Source organism: Streptomyces sp. B93 (genome assembly GCF_018070565.1).
Taxonomy (GTDB): domain Bacteria; phylum Actinomycetota; class Actinomycetes; order Streptomycetales; family Streptomycetaceae; genus Streptomyces.
The window spans coordinates 160,319-177,840 of record NZ_JAGPXL010000005.1 but is presented as its reverse complement, the minus strand read 5'-3'; the positions used below and the strand labels follow the sequence as shown (position 1 = coordinate 177,840).

21 protein-coding genes are annotated in these 17,522 nt (G+C 73.1%); 9 read left to right on the top strand and 12 right to left on the bottom strand.

Going from position 1 to position 17,522, the window contains the following annotated elements:
* Positions 1-80 precede the first annotated feature (80 nt).
* Complete coding sequence (locus KBY47_RS07185; RefSeq protein ID WP_210920102.1) at positions 81-1,016, top strand: DUF5996 family protein; 936 nt, start codon at positions 81-83, stop codon at positions 1,014-1,016.
* Between the two features lie 142 nt (positions 1,017-1,158).
* Positions 1,159-1,386, top strand: coding sequence for a hypothetical protein (locus KBY47_RS07180; protein ID WP_210920101.1), 228 nt, complete (start codon positions 1,159-1,161; stop codon positions 1,384-1,386).
* Between the two features lie 58 nt (positions 1,387-1,444).
* Here the strand turns inward: KBY47_RS07180 and KBY47_RS07175 are convergent, their stop codons facing one another.
* Positions 1,445-1,828, bottom strand: coding sequence for a helix-turn-helix domain-containing protein (locus KBY47_RS07175; protein WP_210920100.1), 384 nt, complete (start codon positions 1,826-1,828; stop codon positions 1,445-1,447).
* Positions 1,829-1,930: 102 nt separating this feature from the next.
* Between KBY47_RS07175 and KBY47_RS07170 the strand changes: the two genes are divergently transcribed.
* Positions 1,931-2,332 (top strand): RidA family protein, encoded by a 402-nt coding sequence (locus tag KBY47_RS07170; RefSeq protein WP_210920099.1) that lies wholly within the window; start codon positions 1,931-1,933, stop codon positions 2,330-2,332.
* Between the two features lie 34 nt (positions 2,333-2,366).
* Here the strand turns inward: KBY47_RS07170 and KBY47_RS07165 are convergent, their stop codons facing one another.
* Genes KBY47_RS07165 through KBY47_RS07145 form a run of 5 tightly spaced genes read right to left on the bottom strand, consistent with a single transcriptional unit; the run spans position 2,367 to position 6,544 of the window.
* Positions 2,367-2,948, bottom strand: a complete 582-nt coding sequence (locus tag KBY47_RS07165) for a hypothetical protein (RefSeq protein WP_210920098.1) — start codon at positions 2,946-2,948, stop codon at positions 2,367-2,369.
* Positions 2,945-4,342, bottom strand: coding sequence for a hypothetical protein (locus KBY47_RS07160; protein WP_210920097.1), 1,398 nt, complete (start codon positions 4,340-4,342; stop codon positions 2,945-2,947). The genes KBY47_RS07165 and KBY47_RS07160 overlap by 4 nt, the downstream gene beginning before the upstream one ends.
* Entirely contained in the window at positions 4,339-5,172 is an 834-nt protein-coding gene (locus tag KBY47_RS07155; protein ID WP_210920096.1) for an ABC transporter ATP-binding protein, read from the bottom strand. The genes KBY47_RS07160 and KBY47_RS07155 overlap by 4 nt, the downstream gene beginning before the upstream one ends.
* Positions 5,169-5,987, bottom strand: a complete 819-nt coding sequence (locus KBY47_RS07150; RefSeq protein WP_210920095.1) for a zf-HC2 domain-containing protein — start codon at positions 5,985-5,987, stop codon at positions 5,169-5,171. Before KBY47_RS07150 ends, KBY47_RS07155 begins: the two co-directional genes overlap by 4 nt.
* Positions 5,984-6,544 carry an RNA polymerase sigma factor gene (locus tag KBY47_RS07145; RefSeq protein WP_210920094.1) on the bottom strand — a complete coding sequence of 187 codons (561 nt, stop codon included), beginning with the start codon at positions 6,542-6,544 and terminating at the stop codon, positions 5,984-5,986. The genes KBY47_RS07150 and KBY47_RS07145 overlap by 4 nt, the downstream gene beginning before the upstream one ends.
* Positions 6,545-6,835: 291 nt before the next feature.
* Here KBY47_RS07145 and dhaK point away from each other — a divergent pair, with 291 nt between their 5' ends.
* The 3 genes from dhaK to KBY47_RS07130 are packed head-to-tail and all read left to right on the top strand — an operon-like array spanning position 6,836 to position 8,877.
* The gene (gene dhaK, locus KBY47_RS07140) at positions 6,836-7,828 is read left to right on the top strand and encodes a dihydroxyacetone kinase subunit DhaK (RefSeq protein WP_210920093.1); all 993 of its coding nucleotides are present in this window, start codon (positions 6,836-6,838) and stop codon (positions 7,826-7,828) included.
* 46 nt (positions 7,829-7,874) lie between these two features.
* Positions 7,875-8,474 carry a dihydroxyacetone kinase subunit DhaL gene (gene dhaL / locus KBY47_RS07135; RefSeq protein ID WP_210920092.1) on the top strand — a complete coding sequence of 200 codons (600 nt, stop codon included), beginning with the start codon at positions 7,875-7,877 and terminating at the stop codon, positions 8,472-8,474.
* A complete protein-coding gene (locus KBY47_RS07130; RefSeq protein ID WP_210920091.1) occupies positions 8,467-8,877 on the top strand; it encodes a PTS fructose transporter subunit IIA in 411 nt (136 codons plus the stop codon). The genes dhaL and KBY47_RS07130 overlap by 8 nt, the downstream gene beginning before the upstream one ends.
* A gap of 13 nt (positions 8,878-8,890) precedes the next feature.
* Here KBY47_RS07130 and KBY47_RS07125 read toward each other — a convergent pair whose 3' ends face one another.
* A complete protein-coding gene (locus KBY47_RS07125; RefSeq protein ID WP_210920090.1) occupies positions 8,891-9,517 on the bottom strand; it encodes a TetR/AcrR family transcriptional regulator in 627 nt (208 codons plus the stop codon).
* Between the two features lie 168 nt (positions 9,518-9,685).
* Between KBY47_RS07125 and KBY47_RS07120 the strand changes: the two genes are divergently transcribed.
* Complete coding sequence (locus KBY47_RS07120; RefSeq protein ID WP_210920089.1) at positions 9,686-10,447, top strand: SDR family NAD(P)-dependent oxidoreductase; 762 nt, start codon at positions 9,686-9,688, stop codon at positions 10,445-10,447.
* Between the two features lie 73 nt (positions 10,448-10,520).
* Here KBY47_RS07120 and KBY47_RS07115 read toward each other — a convergent pair whose 3' ends face one another.
* The gene (locus KBY47_RS07115) at positions 10,521-11,300 is read right to left on the bottom strand and encodes a glycoside hydrolase family 75 protein (RefSeq protein WP_308405074.1); all 780 of its coding nucleotides are present in this window, start codon (positions 11,298-11,300) and stop codon (positions 10,521-10,523) included.
* A 371-nt stretch (positions 11,301-11,671) separates the two neighbouring features.
* Between KBY47_RS07115 and KBY47_RS07110 the strand changes: the two genes are divergently transcribed.
* Positions 11,672-12,649: a fibronectin type III domain-containing protein gene (locus tag KBY47_RS07110; protein ID WP_308405073.1), complete on the top strand. Its 978-nt coding sequence runs from the start codon at positions 11,672-11,674 to the stop codon at positions 12,647-12,649.
* A 192-nt stretch (positions 12,650-12,841) separates the two neighbouring features.
* Positions 12,842-13,390 carry a hypothetical protein gene (locus tag KBY47_RS07105; RefSeq protein WP_210920086.1) on the top strand — a complete coding sequence of 183 codons (549 nt, stop codon included), beginning with the start codon at positions 12,842-12,844 and terminating at the stop codon, positions 13,388-13,390.
* Between the two features lie 9 nt (positions 13,391-13,399).
* On the opposite strand, the gene KBY47_RS07100 is transcribed toward KBY47_RS07105, so the two are convergent.
* From KBY47_RS07100 to KBY47_RS07085, 4 genes are all read right to left on the bottom strand, one after another.
* The gene (locus tag KBY47_RS07100) at positions 13,400-13,942 is read right to left on the bottom strand and encodes a PadR family transcriptional regulator (RefSeq protein ID WP_210920085.1); all 543 of its coding nucleotides are present in this window, start codon (positions 13,940-13,942) and stop codon (positions 13,400-13,402) included.
* A gap of 22 nt (positions 13,943-13,964) precedes the next feature.
* Positions 13,965-15,980: an NADPH-dependent 2,4-dienoyl-CoA reductase gene (locus KBY47_RS07095; protein WP_210920084.1), complete on the bottom strand. Its 2,016-nt coding sequence runs from the start codon at positions 15,978-15,980 to the stop codon at positions 13,965-13,967.
* Between the two features lie 89 nt (positions 15,981-16,069).
* Positions 16,070-16,468: a hypothetical protein gene (locus KBY47_RS07090; RefSeq protein WP_247694326.1), complete on the bottom strand. Its 399-nt coding sequence runs from the start codon at positions 16,466-16,468 to the stop codon at positions 16,070-16,072.
* A 124-nt stretch (positions 16,469-16,592) separates the two neighbouring features.
* Positions 16,593-17,471: a hypothetical protein gene (locus tag KBY47_RS07085; protein ID WP_210920083.1), complete on the bottom strand. Its 879-nt coding sequence runs from the start codon at positions 17,469-17,471 to the stop codon at positions 16,593-16,595.
* Between the last annotated feature and the right edge of the window lie 51 nt (positions 17,472-17,522).

The following is a 17,522-nucleotide window of genomic DNA, read 5'->3' as shown; positions in this document are numbered from 1 at the left end:
GATACTTTGCCCCTGATGACCCCGCCATACGTCGGCGCCTGTCCGGCGGGCGCCTCGGGACGGTGGCCTTTGGAGGCGCTGTGGAACTCTTCCCCTCGATGCCCTACGCCGACTGGACCGCGACCAGGGAGACACTGCACCGGTTCGCCCAGGTCGTCGGCAAGCTGCGACTCGCCGCGTCACCCCGCCGCAACCACTGGTGGAACGTCCCCTTCCATCTCACCGGGCGGGGCATCACGACCCGGCCGATGGGCCTGACCGACCAGGGGAACTTCTTCTGCGTCGACTTCGACTTCACCGGCCACCGCCTCGTCGTCACCGGCAGCGCGGGACCCGAGGTCTCGTTCCCCCTGCACGGCCTGTCGGTGGCGGCCTTCTACGGGCGGTTGACGGACGCGCTCGCCCAGCTCGGCGTGGACGCGCGCGTCAACCGTCCCTACCCCTTCGACCTGCCGGACGCACAACGCCCCTTCGGTGAGGACGAGGAGCACTGCACCTACGACCCCGAGGCGGCCCACCGGTACTGGGTCGTCCTGTCGCAGGTCAACCTCGTACTGGAGGAGTACGCCGCGCGGTGGGCGGGCAAGACGAGCCCCGTGCACCACTTCTGGCACACCTTCGACATCGCGGTGACCAGGTTCTCCGACACGGTCGTGACCCACCCGCCGGAGGTCGACCCGGTGACGAGGGAGGCGTACTCGCGCGAGGTGATCAGTTCGGGATTCTGGTTCGGCGATCCGTCCTTCCCCGAGCCGGCCTTCTACTCCTACACCGCGCCGGAGCCGACGGGCCTGGCCGCACGGCCGCTGCGGCCCGACGCGGCCTTCTGGCAGGCCAAGGAGAACGGGTCCCACCTCGCGCTGCTGCCCTACCAGCAGGTACGAACGGCGGCTTCGCCGCGCGCGGAGGTGCTCGCCTTCTACGAGAGCGCCTTCCTCGCCGGGGCCCGGACGGAGGGCTGGAGACTGACGGTGGACACCTGCCCCGGCGGCGTGACGGACGTGGTGGCTCGCTGACGGCCGCTCGGGGCGCGGTCTGCCCAGGCGGGCCGCGCCCCGCGCTGTCAGGATGGTGGTGACCGTGCCGGTCCCCCGACGACGGTCGGCCCGGCCGTCGCACGCCCGGACCGGTGGCCGCAGACGAGGAGAAGAGGCGAGCATGACGCAGGACTCCTTCGACCGCTTCCTCCAGGCATTGGCCCCGGAGGACAGGAAAGCGGTACGGCAGGCCTCCCCCGACCGGCAGGAACGGCTCACGTCGGCCTGGGAACGCGAGCTGGCGCAGGACGACGAACTGGACGTCCTCGACGAACTGTCCCCGCCCGCGGCCGAGGCGGAGGCCGCCCGCCGGGTCGTCGCCGCGGAGACGGGCCGGGCAGGCACGTAGAGGGTTCGCCTGCCGCCCGGCACGGAAGGCCGCCGGCTGCTCCGAGATGGCGTGCCCTTTACCCCTCGAAACGGCCGCGTGCGCCCTCGATGTGTCCGAGGTGCTGGTGGGTCCACTCGCACATGACGTCGACCGCGGTGCGCAGGGCCCGGCCCGGCTCGGTGAGGGTGTACTCGACCCGGGGCGGCACGGTGGGGTGCACCTTCCGGTCGACCAGGCCATTGCGCTCCAGCATGCGCAGGTTCTGGGTGAGCATCTTGTGGCTGACGCCCTCGACCTCGTTCCGCAGCTCGCTGAAGCGCAGGGTGCGCTCGCCGAGCGCCTCGATGATCAGGAGCGCCCACTTGTTGGCTATGTCGGAGAAGATCTCCCGCGCCAGGGAGTCCGCGCGCCGCAGGTCGGCGTCTTCGGGCAGGCCCTTGAGCAGTTGCTTGGTCACCATCAGGTTCCTCAGTCACCGAAAAGTGCGTTCTTCCAGGTCAACCCAGACTCTCCTACAGTTCCCGAGTAACCACAAGAGAGCGAACAAGGAAGGGCGAGAACCTTGGCCACCCCTGATGTCTTCAGCTACGACGTGCCCGCCGAGAGCGACTTCGGCTACGCGCAGGCGATCAGGTCCGGCGAGCTGATCCACGTCTCCGGGCAGCTCGCGTTCGGTGAGGCGGGCGAGTTCCTCCACGCGGGCGACTTCGCGGAGCAGCTCGAGCAGACCCACGCCAACATGGACAGGGTGCTGGACCACTACGGCACCACCCGGAACCAGGTCGTCTCGCAGACCCTGTACGTGGTGAACCTGCGGCAGAACGCCGCGGCGACCGCCGAGGGCAACCTCGGGTACTTCGGCGACCACCGCCCGGCCAGCACGGTCGTGGGCGTCACCGAGCTGACCCTGCCCGGCCAGGTCGTCGAGATCAGCTTCGTCATCGACACGAAGCTGCCCGCCTGACGTCTTCTCGTCTCCTCCCCGAGCACCCCACCGGTCATCGGCTGCGCTTCGGTCCCGCCGCCGCGTAGGCGGCGGTGCCGACGGTCACCAGGGTCAGGGCCGTCCAGGTGCCCGCCGCCGTGCCGGGTGGCAGCAGCATCCAGGTGGCCACCCCCATCGGCGTGCTCGCCGCGGGCGGGGCGATGAACGAGAGCGAGAGCCAGGCGAACGGCAGCGTCCAGGCGTACTGGCCGCCCGCGAGCGCCGCGCCCAGGGCGGCCAGTCCCATCAGGCCCGCGCTGTCCCGGACGACGAACGCGGTGGGCACCATGCCCCCGCCCGTCGCCCGCACGGTCAGCAGCACCGCGGCGACGACCGAGCCCGCGAGCAGGACGTGCGCCGCCCTGCGTGGCACCCAGCGGATCGCGGCGGTGCGGTCCAGGTCGAGGTCCTGCCCACCGAGTCCGGTCGAGGCCGCCATCGCCCCCGCGGCGAGGAAGAGCACGGGCAGCCGTGGATCACCGGCCCCCTCACCCGGGTCCCGGGTGAGCGCCCACACCCCCACCGCGCTGATCACCAGGGCGGTGAGCGTCGCGGGTACGTGACGCGAGCGGGCGTACAGCACCAGCCATCTCACCGGGACGTACCGCCGTTCAGCGCGTCGAAGGCGTCGCCCTCGCAGGAGTGCCCGGCGGCGCGCGCCGCGTTGATCCGGGCGAGCTGCTCCGCCCGCGGGAGCGCCTTGAGTTCCCTCCACACCGGGCGGGTCTCGGCGTCGACCTCGCGGCGCAGGTCCGCCGACAGTGTGCCGGGCAGCGGCTTGAAGTCGCCCAGGACCCAGCCCGCCGCGACGGTCTGCGCGTACAGGTCCCCTCCCACGCTGGTCCAGCCGACGGGAGTGCACCCCGGCACCATGGCCTTGGCGATCAGGGCCCGGATCAGCTCCTCGCCGTCAGCGGCGGCGATGATGTCGTCGTCGAAGCCGACGGCCACGGTCCCGGGGGACCACCGCGGTGTGGCGCCGTCCGGGAGTACGGAGGTGTCCTCCCGTACCGAGACCGGCGCCCGGTCGCCCAGGGCGCCGCGCAACAGGCGCAGCGCCTCCTTTCCGGGACCCGCCAGGCCCGCGAGCCGGTCCTGGTGCGCCCTGGTCACGCACACCGGGCCGTCGCACACCAGCTCCGCGGCGGCCTCGTCGACGACGTACATCCGGCGTGGGTCGGAGGGGAGGAGGAGCAGGGCGAGCGACGCGCCCGCCAGGACGGGTGTCACGGCGATCAGCCGGGCGCGTGGGGTCGCGGCGACCAGCAGCGCGAAGCCGGTCGCGGCCATGCCGAGCAGCCAGACCGTCTGCCCGACGTGCACGGAGGCGGAGAGCGTGACGAGCACGTTGCGCACCTCCTCCACCCCCGGCGACAGCAGGGAGACACGGTTGGGCTCCGTGCTGGTGAGTCCTTCCGCCGTGGTCGTCGGCGTCCGGCCCAACGACATGTACATCAGGGCGGTGAACACGAACGCGCCCATGGTCAGCGCGGGCGGGGTGAGCACGGACGGCAGTGCCCGCCCGGCGCCCATACCGAAGACGGCACCCGCGATGAGGAAGAGTGCCGCCACCAGGGAGATGGGCAGCCATCCGACGTGGTTGTACTCGGTGTGGGCCAGCACTTGGACCCCGCCGACGAGGACGATCAGCGCGAAGGCCGAGGCGAGTGTGACCGCCGTCGTGCCCGACAGCGCGGCCGCACGGTGCCAGGCGGGACGCGAGGTGGTCGTCAGCAGCTCGGACATCCTCGAGCGGTGGTCGCGCAGGCCCTGGAGCGCGCCGAGCCCCACGGCGAGCGGCCACAGGTAGAACAGCAGGGCACGGGTCCACAGGGCCAGGGACGTCCACTGCGCCGTCCACGCCGTGGTGCCGCTCCACCAACCGGCGTCCAGCAGATACAGGAACGCGAGCGCGCTCGTCAGGATGGCGGCGCCCGCCCATGGGGCGACGGAGCGCCTCAACTCGATGCGCAGGACGCGGAGGTTCACCAGGTGCCCCTTCCCTGACGCGGGTTGAGCAGCATGGCCGAGTAGCCGCGCTCCAGCGGGCTGTCGCCCTCGTGCTCCGGGCCGCCCACCGAGGCCAGTTCGTCCGGCGGGCCCTGGAAGACCAGCCGCCCTTCGGCGAAGAGCACCACATCGGTGCAGGCGGCGGCGACGTCCTCCACCAGATGGGTCGAGACGACCACACAGGTGTCCGTGCCCAGCTCCTGGAGCAGCTCGCGGAACCGCAGCCGCTGCGCCGGGTCGAGGCCGACCGTGGGCTCGTCCAGCAGCAGGATCGACGGGTCGTTCACAATGGCCTGGGCGATGCCGACGCGCCGGACCATGCCGCCCGACAGGGCCTTCATCCTCTCGTCGGCACGGTCGGCCAGCCCCACGCGCTCCACGGCACGCTGCACCGACCCGGGGATGTCCGCCTTGGGCACCTCCTTCAGCCACGCCATGTACTCGACGAACTCACGCACGGTGAAGCGCTTGTAGTAGCCGAACTCCTGCGGCAGATAGCCGATCCGGCGGCGCAGTGCCCGGTGCTCACCCCTGCCGCCGACGGACTCACCGAGCAGCTCCAGGCTGCCGTCGGCCGGGCGCAGCACGGTGGCCAGCGCCCGGATGAGGGTGGTCTTGCCCGCCCCGTTGGGGCCGAGCAGGCCGTGCACGCCGGTGCCCAGCGACAGGTCGAGCCCGTCGACGGCCATCCGTTTCCTGCCGACCCTGACCTTCAGCCCGGTGGCCCGGATCTCCCAGGCGTAGGGCGTCGGCGCGAGGTCGGCCGCGGTCACCGCGGGCGTCATGTCGTGTTCCTTTCCGAGGGTCATCGATGGGCTCCCAGTACGGCGTACGCGCCCCGGCGGGCGATCACGACACCGATGCCGAGGGCGAGGATCAGCGCCCACACGGGCAGGCCGCCCGTCCGCAGCGCGAAGGTGGTGCGGCTGGTGGCCAGGGTCGGCGCGACCACCACGGCGGCCCACACGGCGGCCAGTCCGACGGCCGCGCGGGTCACGCCGACGACCCCGCCGAGCGCCAGCGTCGTGGCGGTGAAGGCCAGGCAGGGCAGCAGCCACTGGGCCACCATCACCCCCGTCGCCCATCCGCCCACCAGCAGCGCGGGGACGACCACGGCGAGCACGGACGCGGTGCGCCGCAGCACCAGCTGGAGCCCGGCCCGGGGCGCCGAGGCGGTCAGTTCGTACGCCGGGTCCAGACCCCGCGACCACGACGCCGCGACCCCGAGCACGGGCAGCACCGGCGCGAACAGCAGCACCAGCGACACCTCGCCGGTACCGGTGCCGACCAGGTCGAACAGCAGGGCCAGCACCGTCACCCCCACGACCATGGCCAGCCACGGCACCATCGTGGGCGTCATCCACTTCGACAGACGCGCCGACCAGGGCCTTGGGCGCGGCATCGTGGCGGTGGCCGCCAGCTGGGGTTCCAGGCCGGACCACACGGCGTCGACCAGGGAGGCCACGGCGGGCACCCCGGCGTCGACGGCGGCGGCCAGCCGGTCACGGCATCCCCGGCACGTCTCCAGGTGGGCCTCCACGGCCCACACCTCGTCGGCGGCGAGGTCCGCGCCGCCGCGCGCGTACCCCTCGATGATCCGCCTCGACGTGTGCTCCACGCTCATGCCAGCGCCCTCCGCATCGCGATCCGGGCCCGGCGGGCACGGGTCTTCACCGTGCCCTCGGGCAGCCCGAGCAGGACCGCGGTCTCCCGGACGGACAGCCCGTCGAGCACCAAGGCCTGCAACACCTGTCTCAGTTCCGGCGCGAGGCACCGCAGCGCGTCCCCGACATCACCGCCGACGGTCGCCGCGAGCGCCTCCTCCTCGGCGGCCGGTGCCGCCTCGGGCACGCCGGCGGCCGGGGGCGGTTCCGCGTGGTGGGCCCTGCGCCGGAACGCGTCCACCAGACGGCGCGCCGCGATCGTCCACAGCCAGCCGGTCGCCGTCCCCCCTGCCGCGGCCCCGGCGAACGCCCCCGCCGCACGCCACACCGCCAGGTAGGTCTCCTGCATGACCTCCGCGACGACCTGCTCGTCCGCGCACCGGCGCCGCAGCCGCACCGCGAGCCATGGCGACGTCCGTCGGTACAGCTCCTCGAACGCGGCCCGGTCGCCTCTCGCCACCGACCGGACGAGACGCTCCTCGTCCCACTCGTGCAGCGCTGCTCTGACTGATCTCACACCCGCTAGACGCCCGAACCGGGCCGCGGGTTTTCCCCTTGCTGTGATCCCCGTCACCCCGTCGCGACGGGTCCCGGGGCTCACCGGCGGTGGCAGCGGCCCCTCACCTCGGGCCGGAGCAGGCGCCGACTGCGTGACCTTCGCTGCCACAAGGTCGATACTGCCGTCAGCAGGAGTCACAGCCGTCCGACAACAGATCGCCCGCCGGACCTGACGGGCCGCCACCGCAGTTGGCACCAGGCCAGCGCCCCGAGGTCCGAGGAACACCTGCCCGTCTTTCAGGAGGTACCCGTGAAGATGTTGATCAACGTCCCCGAGACCGTCGTGGCCGACGCCCTGCGGGGAATGGCCGCCGCGCATCCCGAGTTGACCGTGGACGTGGAGAACCGGGTGATCGTACGGCGGGACGCGCCCGTGGCGGGGAAGGTCGGGCTGGTGTCCGGTGGGGGGTCGGGGCACGAGCCGTTGCACGGGGGGTTCGTGGGGCCGGGGATGTTGTCGGCGGCCTGTCCGGGTGAGGTGTTCACCTCACCGGTGCCGGACCAGATGGTGCGGGCGGCCGCGGCGGTGGACAGCGGGGCCGGAGTGCTGTTCGTCGTGAAGAACTACACCGGGGACGTGCTCAACTTCGACATGGCCGCGGAACTGGCCGAGGACGAGGGCATCCAGATCGCCAAGGTGCTCGTCAACGACGACGTGGCGGTCACCGACAGTCTCTACACGGCCGGGCGGCGCGGGACGGGGGCCACGCTGTTCGTGGAGAAGATCGCGGGGGCCGCGGCGGAGGAGGGGCAGCCGCTGGAGCGGGTGGAGGCGATCGCTCGGCAGGTCAACGAGAGTTCCCGGAGTTTCGGGGTGGCGCTGAGCGCGTGCACGACGCCCGCCAAGGGCTCGCCCACCTTCGACCTGCCGCCGGGTGAACTGGAGCTGGGCATCGGTATCCACGGTGAGCCGGGACGGGAGCGGCGGCCGATGATGACCTCGGGCGAGATCGCCGACTTCGCGGTGAACGCGGTGCTGGAGGACCTCGACCCGCGCGCTCCCGTCCTCGTCCTGGTCAACGGCATGGGGGCCACGCCGCTGCTGGAGCTGTACGGCTTCAACGCCGAGGTGCAGCGGGTGCTGACCGAGCGCGGGGTCGCCGTCGCCCGCACCCTCGTCGGCGACTACGTCACCTCGCTCGACATGGCGGGCGCCTCCGTCACCCTCTGCCAGATCGACGAGGAGCTGCTGCGGCTGTGGGACGCTCCGGTGCGGACGGCGGGGCTGCGCTGGGGCATGTGACACGACGGCCAGCGCGGGCAACGTACCTACCAGGCAAGGAGATCCAGTGCTCGACGCCGATTTCTTCCGCCGTTGGATGACGGCGACCGCCGCGTCCGTCGACCGTGAGGCGGACCGGCTCACCGCCCTCGACTCCCCCATCGGGGACGCCGACCACGGCAGCAATCTGCAACGGGGGTTCACCGCCGTGGTGGCGGCGGTCGAGAAGGAGGACCCGCGGACCCCGGGTGCCGTACTCGTCCTCGCCGGGCGGCAGTTGATTTCCACCGTCGGCGGTGCCTCGGGGCCGCTGTACGGCACGCTGCTGCGCCGCACCGGCAAGGCGCTCGGCGACGACGCCGAGGTCGACGAGGCGCGGCTGGCCGAGGCGCTGCGGGCCGGGGTGGACGCGGTGATGCAGCTGGGCGGGGCCGCTCCCGGGGACAAGACGATGATCGACGCGCTGGTGCCCGCGGTGGACGCGCTCGGTGGGTCGTTCGGGGCCGCCCGGACCGCCGCCGAGCAGGGCGCCCTGGCCACCACGCCGTTGCAGGCCCGCAAGGGCCGGGCCAGTTATCTCGGTGAGCGCAGCATCGGGCACCAGGACCCGGGCGCGACCTCGGCCGCGCTGCTGGTCGCCGCTCTCGCGGAGGCCGCCGGTGAGTGACGAGAAGGTGGTCGGGATCGTGCTGGTGTCGCACAGCGCCGAGGTGGCCGCCTCGGTGGCGGAGCTGGCGAAGGGGCTGGCGGGCGGGGGCGCCGCGGTGCCCGTGGCCCCGGCGGGCGGCACCGAGGGCGGTGGTCTCGGCACCAGCGCCGAACTGGTCGCCGCCGCGGCCGCGTCCGTCGACCGGGGTGCCGGGGTGGCCGTCCTGACCGATCTGGGCAGCGCCGTCCTCACCGTCAAGGCCCTGCTCGCCGAGGGCGACGAACTGCCCGACGGCACCCGTCTGATCGACGCCCCGTTCGTGGAGGGCGCGGTCGCGGCGGTCGTCACGGCGGCCACGGGGGCCGGCCTGGACGCGGTGGCCGCCGCGGCGGCGGACGCGTACACCTATCGGAAGGTCTGAGGCCAGGGGCTGCTCATCTCAGCCCCTCCGCCGCCACCGCCAGGGCCGAGCGGATGCTCGCCGTCAGCTCGGCCTCGGCCGTGGCGGGGTCCTGGCCGGGACCGGCCGTGTGCCAGGCGTAGTGTTCGACGGCCACGCGCAGGGCCGCGTTGAGCATGGCCGCGCGGAGGGCGGGCCGCAGGTCGTCGGCGGGGAGGCCGGAGCGGGCGGCGAGGGCGTGGGCGAAGGCGGGTTCGGCCTCGTCGTGGGCCTGGAGCCAGACGGCGCGCAGTCCCGGCTCGGTGCGGGTGAGGCGTACCAGTGCCCCTACGGCGGCGGGTTCGGGTCCGGCCACCACACGGCCCTCGGTGTGGAGCACCCGGGCGAAGGCCTCCTCGACCGGCTGGCCGGGGAGCCAGTCGCGCAGACAGGCGGCGATGACGTCGATCCCGGCCGTCAGCAGCGGCCGTACGCAGCTCTCCTTGCTGGGGAAGTACCGCCACAGGGTCCGGGCGGACATGCCGACTGCCTGGCCGATCTGATCCCCGGTGGTCCCGGTGACACCCTGGCGAACGAAGAGGTCGACGGCCGCGCGGGCGATCTCCAGCCGGATCTCGGCCCTGCGCTCCTCGGTGAGGGGCGGTCGGCCCGTGCGTGTCATGGCGCTCCGTCTGTGGGTCGGTCGGTCCTGCTTCCGCGTTCTCGATCCCCGACCTTACGGCGGTTCCGCGGACTTCCGGCACGACTTTTTGTCGCTGGAAGACATTAAGTCGTACGGTGGGGGTGTGAGGGCGTGACAGCGCGCCCCGTCGCGGAAGAGGAGCACCTCATGACCACCGGACTGGACGGGCGCGGCGTCATCGTCACCGGAGCGGGCTCGGGCATCGGCCGGGCCGCCGCGCTGGCCTTCGCCGCCGAGGGGGCACGGGTCGTCGTTGCCGACCTGAACGCCGAGGGCGCGGACGCGGTCGTCGGGGAGATCGCGGAGACGGGCGGTTCCGCCGTGGCCGTCGCGGGCGACCTGAGCGAGCAGGAGGTCGTGGACCGGGTGGTCGCCACCGCCGTCGAGCGGTTCGGCTCGGTGGACGTGCTGGTGAACAACGCCGGGATCATGGACCGGATGAACGCGGTCGCGGACATCACCGACGCCGAGTGGGAGCGGGTGCTGAGGGTCAATCTGACGGCGCCGTTCCTGCTCACCCGCGCGGTGCTGCCGCACATGCTCGCGGCGGGGCGCGGGGCGATCGTCAACACCGCCTCGGAGGCGGGTCTGCGGGGCAGCGCGGCGGGCGCCGCGTACACCGCCTCGAAGCACGGTGTGGTCGGCCTGACCAAGTCGCTCGCCGTGATGTACCGGGGGCAGGGCATCCGCTCGAACGCCATCGCGCCGGGCGGCACGGCGACCGGCATCAGCGTGCAGGTCGACGAGGGCGCCCATGGACCGGCCGCGCTCGGGCCCTACTTCGGCAATGTGGGTGCGGTGTCGCGGCCCGAGGAGCAGGCCGCCGCCATCGTGTTCCTCGCTTCCGACGCCGCGAGCAACGTCAACGGCGCGATCCTGCCGGTGGACAACGGCTGGGCGGCGGTCTGACGGCCGTTCAACCCCCGCACCATACCCGTTCAACCCCCGCGCCATGCCCGTACGACCCCGGTGCCACGCCCGTTCAGGGACCGTCCGCGGCGGCGATGAACTTCCGCGCCAGCCGCTCCCCCGTCGCCACCGCGGCGGCGATGTCCTCGATGGGCGAGACCCGGGAGTCCTTGAAGACGATGTAGGTGACGCCGGAGTCGGTGCCGCCGCCGCGCGGGTCGGGCCGGATACCGAGGGCCGCCGCGGCGGCGTACGACGCCTCGCCGATGATGTCGTGCGGCCCCCGGTCGCCGACGACCGCGTAGCGCACCCGGTCCTCGTACACGACCGCCGCGACCGATCCGCCGCGCACGCCGTGCGCACCGTGGTCCCAGCGGCGGCTCGGCACGGGGACGACGATGTACGGCAGGCGTTCGGCGTCCAGATAGCGGCCGTCGGACTGCGTGAACGCGGTGGTGTCGGAGAAGTAGGGGTCGGTGCGGCGGTTGCAGAGCGGGCCGGGGCGGCCGTCGCAGTCGATGTCCAGGTCCGCCTTCCAGAAGACGGCCTCCTCGGTGCCGCAGACGGGGACGGTCTCGGGCGCCCCGGCGTCGGTGCGGTAGCGGCCCTTGGAGATCTGGTCGCACTCCTCCACCCGGGCCAGCAGGTCCGCCGCGCGCACCCCGCCCGCGTCCCGCACCTCACTCTCGTCCCCCGCCCCGCCCGCGTCCCGCACCTCGCCCGCGTCGCGTACGACCGGCCCCGGGTCCGGGCGTGCCGGGTCCGGTCGGTCCGCGTCCGCGGCGGCGGGGAACGCGGCCGGGGCGAGGAGAGCGACGCTCGCCGCGGCCAGGGTCAGCGACTGCACACGCACGATGAGAGGGCCCTTCCGTCGGGGACGGTGACGGTCACCCGGCCAATGTGTCGTCGATCCGGGCGCTCGGCCACCGATGACGCGCGGGCCGACGGGCGCCGCGCGAACTTGGCGCAGGGGCCGGGGGCCTGAGCCCGAGTCAGGGCCCGGCCGCCCGGCCGCCCGTGCCGGCGCGGCTTCAGCGACGACAGCGGTCCGCGCCATGGGGTGCGAACTCCCCAGCCCTCTTGGAGAGTTCGCACCACGAGAGGTCTCAGCATACGTAACGCCCGGGGATGCCCGACAACACCCACCCTCTTGATGTGGCCGCGTCATTGACGCACGCTATTGGTCCGGACCATTGCCGGTCAGTTCGCCCGGGAGGCAGAGTCGTGCGACACGCTGGAGTTCCTCCGTTCGTGGTCTGCTGCGCCCTGTTGCTGGTCTCCGGTTGCGCCTGGAGCGCGGACCCCGGCGGCACGGGTGAACGGCCGCCCGGGGCGCCCACGGGCGTCACCGCCGAGGCGGGCAGCGCCACCAGCGTCCACGTCATGTGGAACGCCGTCACCGCCGAGGACGGCGTCGCCGGGTACGAGGTGTACCGCGGCGGCACCAAGGTCGAGGACGTGCCCGGCTCCGCGCACATGGTCGACGTCACCCGGCTGGCCCCCGGCACCACCCATGTCTTCACCGTGCGGGCCCGGGACACCGAGGGGCGGCTCGGCCCGCGCAGCCGGGAGGTCAGGGCCACCACGCCCGCGGCGGTCGCGGCCGACGGCTCGGCGCCGACCCGTCCGGGCTCGCTCAGCGGCCGGGCCGTCGGCAGCCGGGCCGCGCAGCTGACGTGGACGGCGTCCACGGACGACCGGGGGGTGGCCTCGTACGACGTCTTCCAGGGGGAGAGCAAGATCCACAGTGTGGGCGGGGGGCAGACCGCGGCCGCGGTGACGGGGCTGCGGCCGGGCACCCGCTATGTGTTCACCGTCCGGGCCCGGGACGCGGCGGACAACGTCTCCCCCGCGAGCACGGCCGTACGTCTCACCACCGCGCCGGGCTCCGACGACGGCCGCGGCACCGCGCCCACCGACTTCCGGGCGGCGACCCGGCACGCCGACGGGGCCTGGCACATCGACCTGTCCTGGGTGCCGCCGCGCGCCGACGGGGTCGTCACCGAGTACGAGGTCCAGCTGGACGGACGTACGGCCACCTCGCTCGTCTTCGGCGGCGCTCCGCCGCGCGACCGGGCCACGTACGGCTTCTACGCCGGGCAGGAGGCCGGGGTGAGCCACCGGGTGCGGATCCGCGCCAAGCTGCCGGACGGCACCTGGGGCGGCTGGTCGGCGGAGCGCCGGGTCACGACGGGTCCCTGACAGGCCGAACCACCTCCCGGCCGATCCGGCAACCCCCGACCGCTGGACGAAGGAATCAGTCACCTGGCCGGGGGCGGTCCGGATGCGGGACGCGGCCCGGGCGCATTGGCTGCCCCTGAGGCAGCACGGGCGTTCCCCGATCTCGGCGGCGCAAGGGATGTACCGCCAACCGTGCCGCCGGAGGACACTCCCATGCGAACCATCAAGCCACTCACCCGTACCGGTCTGACCGTGGCAGCCGCCGCCGCGCTGCCCCTCGCCCTGGCCGCCGTGCCGACCGCGACCGCCGCCTCGGGCATCTCGGTCAGCACCAGCGGCTCCACCGTGTCGGTGACCACCAGCGCCTGCAACAACCAGATCGGCGGCAACTGGGGCACCGCCTCCCTGCTCAACAGCAGCCAGGCGAACTTCTCCCAGGGCCGCCAGGTCCCGCTGTCGGGGACGAGCGCGCTCCAGTCGGCCGCCTGGTCCAACGTCAGCCCGGGCACGTACACGGTCATCGTGATCTGCGCCGACAGCACCACGGCGGGCACCCAGTCCGTGATCGTCTCCTCGCCGCCGGTCAGCCCGACGCCGACCGCGACCGCCTCCCCCTCGCGCGGGGTGATGGGCGGCTTCGGGAGCACCACCAGGGACTACGGCACCGTCACCCTGGTGGCGGGCGGTGTCCTGGTGGCGGCCGGTGCCGGAGCCACGGCCTGGTTCCTGCGCCGCCGCGCCTCCAGGCCGTACCGCCTCTGAGACGGCGGCTCAGCCGCCCGGCACCTCGGCGAACTCCTCCAGGGCCTGCGTGAGCCAGCGGGTCCAGAAGGTCTCCAGGTCGATGCCCGCGCGCAGCACCAGGTGCCGCAGCCGGTCCTCGGGGCTGTCCCGGCCGGGCGGGAAGTGCCGCCGCTCGATCTCCTCGTACTCGGCCAGCTGCTTGAGGTGCAGGTCGAGATGGCGGCGCAGATCGGCCTCGATGCCCGCCGTGCCGACCACGGCCGCCGCGCGCAGCCGCAGCAGCAGGGCGTCGCGCTGCGGCTTGGGGTCCTGGGACGCGGCGGTCCAGCGGGCCAGTTCGGCGCGGCCCGCCGGCAGGACCTCGTAAGCCTTCTTCTGCCCGCGGGCGGGCTGCTCGGCGGGCAGTGCCCGGATCAGCCCCCCGGTCTCCAGTCTTCCCAGCTCGCGATAGATCTGCTGGTGCGTCGCCGACCAGAAGTAGCCGATCGACCGGTCGAAGCGGCGGGTCAGCTCCAGGCCCGACGACGGCTTCTCGAGCAGGGCGGTGAGGATCGCGTGCGGGAGTGACATGGGGTCATCCTAGGGACGGCCCTCACAGGGCTGCCGCGACCTCCGTGCCCTGCTTGACGGCCCGCTTGGCGTCGAGTTCGGCGGCCACGTCGGCGCCTCCGATGAGGTGCGCCCGGCGCCCGGCGGCGAGCAGCTCCTCGTAGAGGTCGCGGCGCGGTTCCTGGCCGGTGCACAGCACGATGGTGTCGACCTCGAGGACGGTGCTCTCGCCGTCGACGGTGATGTGCAGTCCGGCGTCGTCGATGCGGTCGTAGCGCACGCCCGGGACCATGGTGACGCCGCGGTGCTTGAGTTCGGCGCGGTGGATCCAGCCGGTGGTCTTGCCGAGGCCCGCGCCGACCTTGCTGGTCTTGCGCTGGAGGAGGTGGACGGTGCGCGGCGGGGCGGGGTGCTCGGGGGCGGTGAGGCCGCCGGGTGCCGTGTAGTCCAGGTCGACGCCCCAGCGGCGGAAGTACGTCGCCGGGTCCTCGTGGGCCTTGTCGCCGCCGTCGGTGAGGTACTCGGCGACGTCGAAGCCGATGCCGCCCGCGCCGAGGACGGCGACCCGGTCGCCGACGGGGGCGCCGTCGCGCAGCACGTCGAGGTAGCCGAGGACGCTGGGGTGGTCGACGCCGGGGATGTCGGGGGTGCGCGGGGTGACGCCGGTGGCGATCACCACCTCGTCGTGGCCGGTGAGGTCGGCGGCGGTCACCCAGGTGTTCAGGCGTACGTCCACCCCCTGCTCGGCGAGCCGGTGGCGGAAGTAGCGCAGCGTCTCGTCGAACTCCTGCTTGCCGGGGACCTTGCGGGCGACGTTGAGCTGGCCGCCGATCTCCGCCGCGGCGTCGTACAGGGTGACCTCGTGGCCGCGTTCGGCGGCGCCGACGGCGCAGGCCAGGCCCGCCGGGCCCGCGCCGACGACGGCGACCTTCCTGCGCCGTCGGGTCGGGGAGAGCACCAGCTCGGTCTCGTGGCAGGCACGCGGGTTGACCAGGCAGGAGGTGATCTGGCCGCTGAAGGTGTGGTCGAGGCAGGCCTGGTTGCAGCCGATGCAGGTGTTGATGGCCTCGGGGCGCCCGGCGGCGGCCTTGGCGACGAAGTCGGGGTCGGCGAGCATCGGGCGGGCCATCGAGACCATGTCCGCGCAGCCGTCCGCCAGCAGTTCCTCGGCGAGTTCGGGGGTGTTGATGCGGTTGGTGGTCACCAGGGGGATGGACACCTCGCCCATCAGCCGCTTGGTGACCCAGGTGTAGGCGCCGCGCGGCACGGAGGTGGCGATGGTGGGGATGCGGGCCTCGTGCCAGCCGATGCCGGTGTTGATGAGGGTGGCACCCGCGGCCTCGACGGCCCTGGCGAGGGTGATCACCTCGTCGAGCGTCGAGCCGCCGGGGACCAGGTCCAGCATCGACAGCCGGTAGACGACGATGAAGTCCTCGCCGACCGCCTCACGCACCCGGCGGACGATCTCGACGGGGAAGCGCATCCGGTTCTCGTACGAGCCGCCCCAGCGGTCGGTGCGGTGGTTGGTGCCCGCGGCGGTGAACTCGTTGATCAGGTAGCCCTCGGAGCCCATGATCTCCACGCCGTCGTACCCGGCGTGGCGGGCGAGGCGGGCGGCGCGGGCGTAGTCCTCGACGGTCCGCTCGACCTCGGCGTCGGTGAGTTCCCGGGGCGCGAACGGGCTGATCGGCGCCTTCAGGGGGCTGGGGGCGACAAGGTCGCGGTGGTAGGCGTACCGGCCGAAGTGCAGGATCTGCATGGCTATCCGGCCGCCCGCGCGGTGCACGGCGTCGGTGACGGTGCGGTGCCGCTCGGCCTCCGCCTCGGTGGTGAGCTTGGCACCGCCCTCGTAGGGGCGGCCCTCCTCGTTGGGGGCGATGCCGCCGGTGACGATCAGGCCGACGCCGCCGCGGGCGCGGGCGGCGTAGAACTCCGCCATCCGCTCGAAGCCGCGCTCGGCCTCCTCCAGGCCCACGTGCATGGAGCCCATGAGCACGCGGTTGGGAAGGGTGGTGAAGCCCAGGTCGAGCGGGCTCAGCAGATGCGGGTAACGGCTCATGGGGCCCTCCGTGCGCGGTGTCGTACCTCCGTAGTTGTAGAGGACCGCGCACGGTTTATGCAACTAGTTGCACAAGGGGGCCCCGGTGACTAACGACTCTCCAGGCGTACGTGCAGTTCGCGCTCCTGGTCCCCGGAGGCGGTGCTGAGGTCCTGCACCCGGAAGAGGGAGTCGAGGGTGGTGCGGAAGCGGTCGATCGCCCAGTAGCCGCCGTGTGCGTCGGCCTCCACGGAGGCGCCCAGCCGCGCGGGGCGGGCACCCTCGTGCGGGTCGGAGACGTCGAACGTGCCCAGCCACACGGTCGGACGGGTGTCGGACCACTCCTGCGGCACGTCGTCGTCGCACCGGTCGGAGGAGAAGCACGCGCACAGGGTGTCGAAGACGACGCGGGCGTCCTCCTTGCTGCATCCGCTGATCTCGACGGAAACGGACTCGGGGTGCCGCGGACGCCCGCCGCCGCCGGTGTCACGCGTGTCCATCCTGTCCATGGTGAACGCTCCTCTCATGGCCGTGCCGCGGTACCGCGCGGGTTCCCGGCGGCACCGTGCGCACTCCCGAACCGTGCCGCACTCCCAGAAAACCACCACATTCCGGGATACACAGCTCCGTACGTCAGCCGCGGGTGAAGCGGTAGGTCTTGCTGTCGGTGAGCAGACAGAAGCCCGGCGACAGCACGATCACCCGCAGGGTGCCGGTACGGCGGTCGTAGTCGACGCCCTCGGCCTCGAAGCCGCCGGAGCAGCCGCTGCGCAGCGGGAGTTGGCGCAGAGCGGTGACGCGTCCGGTGACGTCGGTGGTGCCGGGCGCGGCGGAGAGGTCGATCTGGAGCAGCGGCTTGGTCATGCCGAAGAGGTCGCCGGCCGGGTCGTCGGAGGAGCACAGCAGGGTGGTGGGGCCGGAGAAGTCGCAGCCCTGGACGTCCCGGACGGGGCGGTCGAGCCGGACGTCGGAGACCTGCGGCAGGTCGGCGGAGGGCGAGGTGCCGGGGTGCACCCCCGGGGTGGGGAAGACCTGGAGCCGGTTCATGGTGCCCCACTCCCCCGCCAGCATCCACTGGCTGTCGGGCGAGACGGCGACCCAGGAGTTGTTCAGCGCCTCCCCGGCGCCGAGCGTGTGGACGTACTCCGACCAGCCGCCGCCGGGCGACTGGACCCGGAACATCTTGGTGGTGCCGGAGTCCCGCTGGTAGGGCTCGATGTAGTGGCCGTCGTAGGTGGCGTCGGGGTCGCCGACGTGGTTCCAGCCGCGCAGGCTCAGGCCGAGCGGGATGGTGCCGATGCCGGTGTAGCGGTTGGGGCTCCCGGCCGGGACCTCCACGGAGGCCAGGCCCTGGCTCTCGGTGAGCGGATCGGCGCGGTCGGAGCCCACCTCGGTCCAGGTGTCGGCAGCGGCGGCGGGCGGGGCGGCGGAGAGTACGGCGGCGGCGGTGGCCGCGAGGGCGACGAGACCGGCCAGGGCGGGATGACAACGTTTCCGGGCGCGCGCGGGCATGGCGAGGCTGCTCCTCGGGGGTGGGGGGTGCGGAGGCGTTCGGCGCACAGT

What these genes read in the sequence shown, in the direction of transcription:
- KBY47_RS07180 (WP_210920101.1), top strand. Translation starts at nt 1,159, where the DNA reads ATGACGCAGGACTCCTTCGACCGCTTCCTCCAGGCATTGGCCCCGGAG.
- KBY47_RS07175 (WP_210920100.1), bottom strand. Translation starts at nt 1,828, where the DNA reads ATGGTGACCAAGCAACTGCTCAAGGGCCTGCCCGAAGACGCCGACCTG.
- KBY47_RS07155 (WP_210920096.1), bottom strand. Translation starts at nt 5,172, where the DNA reads ATGACCCTCGGAAAGGAACACGACATGACGCCCGCGGTGACCGCGGCC.
- KBY47_RS07150 (WP_210920095.1), bottom strand. Translation starts at nt 5,987, where the DNA reads ATGAGCGTGGAGCACACGTCGAGGCGGATCATCGAGGGGTACGCGCGC.
- KBY47_RS07125 (WP_210920090.1), bottom strand. Translation starts at nt 9,517, where the DNA reads ATGACACGCACGGGCCGACCGCCCCTCACCGAGGAGCGCAGGGCCGAG.
- KBY47_RS07120 (WP_210920089.1), top strand. Translation starts at nt 9,686, where the DNA reads ATGACCACCGGACTGGACGGGCGCGGCGTCATCGTCACCGGAGCGGGC.
- KBY47_RS07105 (WP_210920086.1), top strand. Translation starts at nt 12,842, where the DNA reads ATGCGAACCATCAAGCCACTCACCCGTACCGGTCTGACCGTGGCAGCC.
- KBY47_RS07100 (WP_210920085.1), bottom strand. Translation starts at nt 13,942, where the DNA reads ATGTCACTCCCGCACGCGATCCTCACCGCCCTGCTCGAGAAGCCGTCG.
- KBY47_RS07095 (WP_210920084.1), bottom strand. Translation starts at nt 15,980, where the DNA reads ATGAGCCGTTACCCGCATCTGCTGAGCCCGCTCGACCTGGGCTTCACC.
- KBY47_RS07090 (WP_247694326.1), bottom strand. Translation starts at nt 16,468, where the DNA reads ATGGACAGGATGGACACGCGTGACACCGGCGGCGGCGGGCGTCCGCGG.
- KBY47_RS07085 (WP_210920083.1), bottom strand. Translation starts at nt 17,471, where the DNA reads ATGCCCGCGCGCGCCCGGAAACGTTGTCATCCCGCCCTGGCCGGTCTC.